Annotated in this window: 6 protein-coding genes; 2 read left to right on the top strand and 4 right to left on the bottom strand. The window is 45.7% G+C overall.

Annotation, left to right across the window (positions count from 1 at the left end; all coding sequences use genetic code 11):
- Nucleotides 1–259: 259 nt before the first annotated feature.
- Nucleotides 260–1,186, bottom strand: a complete 927-nt coding sequence (mdh, locus tag OXH00_00900; GenBank protein ID MCY3739555.1) for a malate dehydrogenase — start codon at nt 1,184–1,186, stop codon at nt 260–262.
- Nucleotides 1,187–2,005: 819 nt separating this feature from the next.
- On the opposite strand from mdh, the gene OXH00_00905 reads away from it, so the two are divergent.
- Entirely contained in the window at nt 2,006–2,209 is a 204-nt protein-coding gene (locus tag OXH00_00905; GenBank protein ID MCY3739556.1) for a hypothetical protein, read from the top strand.
- A 235-nt stretch (nt 2,210–2,444) separates the two neighbouring features.
- Entirely contained in the window at nt 2,445–2,699 is a 255-nt protein-coding gene (locus tag OXH00_00910) for a hypothetical protein (protein ID MCY3739557.1), read from the top strand.
- A 58-nt stretch (nt 2,700–2,757) separates the two neighbouring features.
- Here OXH00_00910 and OXH00_00915 read toward each other — a convergent pair whose 3' ends face one another.
- The 3 genes from OXH00_00915 to OXH00_00925 form a co-directional block, all read right to left on the bottom strand.
- A complete protein-coding gene (locus tag OXH00_00915; protein ID MCY3739558.1) occupies nt 2,758–3,021 on the bottom strand; it encodes a hypothetical protein in 264 nt (87 codons plus the stop codon).
- Between the two features lie 693 nt (nt 3,022–3,714).
- Complete coding sequence (locus OXH00_00920; GenBank protein MCY3739559.1) at nt 3,715–4,500, bottom strand: hypothetical protein; 786 nt, start codon at nt 4,498–4,500, stop codon at nt 3,715–3,717.
- 156 nt (nt 4,501–4,656) lie between these two features.
- The coding region (locus OXH00_00925) for a phytanoyl-CoA dioxygenase family protein (GenBank protein ID MCY3739560.1) at nt 4,657–5,231 on the bottom strand (575 nt) is incomplete at its 5' end.

Raw genomic sequence — 5,231 nt, forward strand, 5'->3', positions numbered from 1 at the left:
GTGCGGATCCGGGTGCTGCTCCGGGAGATCCATCCGCTGCTGATGAAGCAACACCTGATGCCGCAGATAGCGAAGTCGTTGATGCTGAATATGAAGTCGTTGACGAAGACGAGAAGAAGGATGAGAAATAGGCAATAAAGCCTTGTGAAATTTAATAGAGGGTGGTGCATAACGCAAATCGTATTATGCCTCACCCTCATTTTGTTACGATCTCTTTTGATTGTGCTTCTTTCAACACGAGGACAAGTCCACGGATTATCTAATACCCCAACAACGCAATCCCTTCCCGATAGGTTGCCGCTGAATGTTGTAAAGAACCAAGTTCGGCTTCAGTCAGTTCAATTTCAAGAATCTCTTCTATACCATTTCCACCGAGTTTAATAGGAACACCGATATAGAGATCATCAATACCGTATTGCCCGGTGAGGTGTGCGGAGCAGGGCAGCAGCCGTTTCTTGTCCAGAATGATTGCTTCTGCCATCTGTGCCAATGAGGAACCGGCGGCATAATATCCACTCGTTTTCAGGAGATTAACGATTTCAGCACCGCCGTCACGCGTCCGTTGTGCCATCGCTTCAATGCGATCTTCCGGTATCAGCTGCGGGATCGGGATACCGTTAACAGTAGTATAACGCGGGAGCGGAACCATTGTGTCGCCGTGTCCGCCGAGGACGAGCGCGTGGATGTCTTCTACAGAGACACCGAGTTCAAGAGAGATAAAATAACGGAACCGTGCCGAATCCAACACGCCTGCTTGACCAACGACACGATTTGACGGGAATCCTGAAACCTTCCACGCATGGTAGGTCATGATGTCCAACGGGTTGGTGAGCATCATAATAATAGTATCTGGTGAATGCTTCACCACGTTTTCTGTGACACTGCCGACGATATTCGCATTCGTTTGCAACAGATCTTCGCGCGTCATCCCCGGTTTACGTGGGGAACCTGATGTAATAATTACCAAGTCGGAGCCTGCGGTTGCTGCGTAGTCCAGGTCACCGTCAACTGCGGCATCAAACAGTTCCACGGGCCCCATTTGTGCCATGTCCAATGCTTTGCCTTGTGGGACACCGTCCACTATATCTATCATGACGACATCCCCAAGTTGTTTCTGTGCGATCAGAAACGCCGCTGTTGCGCCGACATTCCCCGCACCAATAACGCTGATTTTTTTTCTTGCCACTTCTTCCTCCAATTCGTTCCACTATTAAAAAAATATTTAGCCGGACTCACGCCAATGGAGATTGAGATGCGTAAGTCAACTGTATTAATTATACCCAGAAAATTGAAAATAATCAAGTTTTCTATCGGGACGAGTAAAATTTTTGTCACGGTATTAATTTTGGGGATAGGACAGATTTATTTACATAGCACTCCGCTGGAGTGCGAGAAGTTTCCCCTCTTTTCTATAGACATGTTGCTCCGCTGGAGCAAAGAGGTATCTTTAGAGATAAACGTGAGTTTGATAATAAATATCCAAGTGGCATCGTAGGTTCCATACACTCTCCCCTATGGCACTCAAGTGGAACAGCAAAAAACCAAAAACACTCGGTTGATACTAAGAGTGCCAATCTTCCATGAACCGTCCAGCCACGCAATAGAGTCAATCCCAAAAATCCAAACCCTGCAAGTGTAAGCATACGTATAGGATGCAGATTTTTTTGATTGTTCGGCGATGATGCATCTTTTTCGTTGAAACTAGTGTCTTTAATTATAGAAGGGAATGTATTTTTAATTCTAAGTTTTACTATAAATAGCCCTATAGTTTTCAGTTGCTCAGTTATCATGCTTCGCAGTGAGAACAGTTAATACTATGACGCTATTAGCAACTGCAACTGTACATGGCGCGACATCAAGCGTAATAATCTAACAGGAAACGCCTGAGGTTTAACACACCTTGGGCGTTTTTGGGTTAATGCGGATATTTCCCATCATATTCTTCCGCTCTTCCATTCTTCCATCTCTTTCAGGTGCTTTAGAAGGCAAAGCGCAATAAGAAGGATTGAAGGCAGATGCTATTGAAGCGGTCCAAAACCTACCCAACAAACCTGAAGATATGCGCGAAGTTGCTATATTGTTTTATCTTCACAACATGTCGCTAAAGACTATTGCGAAGGAACTTGATCTGCCACTTGGCACGGTCAAGCGCAAACTTTTTGAAGCGCGGGAACTTCTCCAAAAGGAGTTTGGTGTGAAGTCTGAGTGAAAGTAACGGTGGCTGGTTGGATTGTGTTTTGGTTTATGTTTTTAGTAATGCCTGACCTTTCTGTTAGGCATAATACAACTTTCCAATCAAGGAGAAAAAGAATGTATAAACATTTGCATCTAACGGCATGGATCATGCTGTTTGTTTTCATTACCCTACCATTTGTGAGTTTGGCTCACTATGGGGATGGATCATTCCATGCGACTCATTGTAATGATTGTGGGGGGCAGCACATATGAATCCAGACGATTGTGAAGCCCATGATGGTCCCGAACCCATCTTTGAACACGCTTCGGATTGTCCTTGCAACGAATGTGTGAAGAAAAGGGAAGCCAGCGGAGGTTGGCTCAGTACAGCGTGGGAACGCTACATTAGACCTACGATTGAGGAAATTCCTGGGGCCACAACTGCGCTTAATATTATAGAAGATGCTATGAGTTATAATGGGTCATACCCGGTGTGGGGTATTACGGGCGGTCATGGGCATTAGTTGGTATCCGTGTTTTACATACGGGAGGTTTCAGCCTCCCGTATCCGTTTTCATATCTTTAGGTCATAAAAGCTGCTATAAAGCAAAAAGCAAGAAAGAGGAGAAACAAGGCACTGATGTTGCTCCAAATGGAATTTTTAAAGTTTGCCCATTGGAAAGCATACGAAATTCCACACCAAGTTAAGAAAAGAGCACCAAAGCCTCTTAAGTCCTCTGCCGGACCTCCTTTTCTCAAAATTATTCCAATGAATAGTAATAGCAGGCCTGCATCAAATACTCGTTCTAATAGGCGTTTGTTCTCACTCCAAATCCGAAATTTCACTTTATCCTCCAAAATAAAAAGCATACTATGTATCACGGAAGCAAGTACACTTACTGTCCTGTTTCAAGTGCGATTGGGAAGCCTGTGTTGGAATACGCGGGGCTGCATTCTAACTTCTCAAATCTATATGTAACGAGAAATAACAAGTGACCAGACGATAGTTCCCACTAACGCAGTTATATGAACCCACCATCGGTCAGGTATCCATCCTCTTTGCATTATAGCCGATAGACCACACCACATTAGTGAAAAAATTGAAAAATTTATTAAATCTTTGGACTGTATCGGATTGCTTGAATTAAAAATCAATGCAATCAATATTGCGAATAAAGTTAACTGAAAAACCTGCGCAAGCGTTCTTTTTTTCGACATTAAAAATCCAACTCTAATGGGCATGTGAAAATTCCTCTTTGATCTGAAAACGTGATTAACATTGGGCATTACAGAGTTACTTCTTAACTGAGGATGAAATTTCTTGAAAAGGTTCAGAAAAATGCAGAAATTTTTCATATCAGGTAGGCAGAATTTTGGACGGTTTTCGGTTATGTAATGATATTTTCAATCCTTGTGATCGAGAACTTAGACCACTAGGGACTCGTGTTTTAAAAAGTTGGCAAAAACATTATTAAATCGAAAACCCTTGAATAAACCTATGATACCCCGAGGTGGGGTTGAGATAGTGGAGGGTATACACTAATCCACCAACTTTATTTCGCCCCAGCGTGAAGCCAATTTGCCGCGTGCTTCTACGGGATAAGGCAGGCTCTCCGACTTTACGAAAACATCATCAACAGCAACTTCAACCTCTTGATCTGCAGTAAGATAGATGCTCCACCACGGGAATTCGCCTAAGTCGGCGTTAGAAGAGATGGCGTCCTTTTTCCACTCCGTCTTTTCACCCGGATCAACCGTGACAGCCATTTCATGCTTTGCGTCGTTCCATTCCAGACGGAGCGTCCGGAGCATATTCGTGTTTTCAGGGATGTCTTCATAGGAGAATGCCTCCCAACCGCCGAGCTGCCCGACAGAACCGGAACCAAACACACCTTTCGGGCCCCAGTTGTGTTGATGACTTGGCGACATACCGAAAACCCAATTCGGATTCTTCCAATTCGGTTCCTCGTTGGTACACAGCACCCCGAACCACCCACCGGCTTTAGAGAGTTCAGCGACTTTCACGGTGAACTGGATACCGAGGATATCGCGCGGATCCCATCCGAAAACAAGTTTGAAACCCGGATCGCGGCCCCCGGGACTTTTGACTTTCATCTGAAACGTGCCGTCTTTGATACCCATCTCTAAGCGGTTTTCAGGGACAAACTGGACCCATTTCGTGCCGAGATCTGGTATCTGTCCCGGAGTTTCGTCGATTGCGTCTAAATCACCCTCAAAATCGTCGTAGGGTTTCCATTCGGGTGCGGCGAACGCACTGGGCAGAGTAAGTGCTGCCAAAATGCAAATAAGTGATATAGTTTTCATGGGAACGCTCCTTAATTTGCGTTTAGATAGAAGGTAATAAGCGGGAGAGTGAACAGAGGCATGGAAGAATGGAAGACGGGTCAGTTTTCCATCCTTCCTTTTTTTATCCGATTGGGAGATTGGAGGGAGTTATCTTCCATCCTTCCATTCTACAGTTTAAGCGTGCCGAGGTCCCATTGCATAAGCAGGGTTGTCGCCGAGATTTTCGATGAGCCATCCACGCAAGGGCACATCATCTTCAGAAGGGACATATCGTCCGTTGTTTCGGGTGGCGGCACCGAGCAGCTGCCGACGAACCGCGTCACAGCGTTCATAGAGCGGTTCAACCGTCATCTCGTCTTTTGGACGGATCCAGCGATACCCGTAGCCGTAGAAGAGTGCCTTCCGGGTCATTTGCGAGTGGTTCGGACTGCGTGAATGCCAGAGCCGTCTATCAAACAAAACGGCGGTTCCGGGTTCCACACAGACTGGCATCGCATCGTCAGGGACATCGTCCGCAGTTGCTTCACGTGGGTCCCGGCTGATTTCATATTCTGGAACCGACATATCTGACTTTAGATGGCTGCCCGGACGGATGTAGAAGTTACCGCGTCCGGGTTCAGAGACATCTGTGAGGAAATATGCCACTTTCAGGGAAAGACGTGGACGTGGATGGGTTTCCATTTCAATGTTGACACGTCCGCTGTCTTGGTGCCATTCCAACCAGCCTTCACCTTCTTCGGCATCTGTCG

The sequence above is a fragment of the Candidatus Poribacteria bacterium genome, from assembly GCA_026706025.1.
Lineage (GTDB): Bacteria > Poribacteria > WGA-4E > WGA-4E > WGA-3G > WGA-3G.

Bases quoted from the DNA above. Each gene is read 5' to 3' on its own strand.
- OXH00_00910 (MCY3739557.1), top strand. From the start codon at position 2,445: ATGAATCCAGACGATTGTGAAGCCCATGATGGTCCCGAACCCATCTTT.
- OXH00_00920 (MCY3739559.1), bottom strand. From the start codon at position 4,500: ATGAAAACTATATCACTTATTTGCATTTTGGCAGCACTTACTCTGCCC.